This window comes from Aquimarina sp. U1-2, from assembly GCF_017897595.1.
Taxonomy (GTDB): Bacteria; Bacteroidota; Bacteroidia; order Flavobacteriales; family Flavobacteriaceae; genus Aquimarina.
The window spans coordinates 1-323 of sequence record NZ_JAGKIK010000143.1 but is presented as its reverse complement, the minus strand read 5'-3'; the positions used below and the strand labels follow the sequence as shown (position 1 = coordinate 323).

Below are 323 nucleotides of genomic sequence, written 5' to 3'. Positions count from 1 at the left end.
AGGAATCGTGATAATAATTTTTTGTTGATTTTTTCGGTAAAGTGTTTCTTTTTGAAGTGATTGAAATTAATACTTGCGATAAGAATTACAAGAAACCCTGTAATAATTGAAACAATAATAGGAAATAAAGGAAATTCATAATCTTTATTGAACGGAAAATTTTTTGGTTCAAAAAGATGGTTCACTAAAATAGAGATCAATACAATGATGCTCCCATTTCTAAACCAGAAGTTTGAAAAATTCATTTTCTGTTTTAAAAATGTAAATGTTGTTTTCATCAAAAAAAATAAACTATTGTCTGGATTTTTCAAGCTTATGCATAA

The 323-nt window shown here is 25.4% G+C and carries 1 pseudogene; it reads right to left on the bottom strand.

The features are described from left to right. Nucleotides 1–278, bottom strand: a pseudogene (locus tag J8281_RS19405) (hypothetical protein); the annotation flags it as partial. Nucleotides 279–323 lie beyond the last annotated feature (45 nt).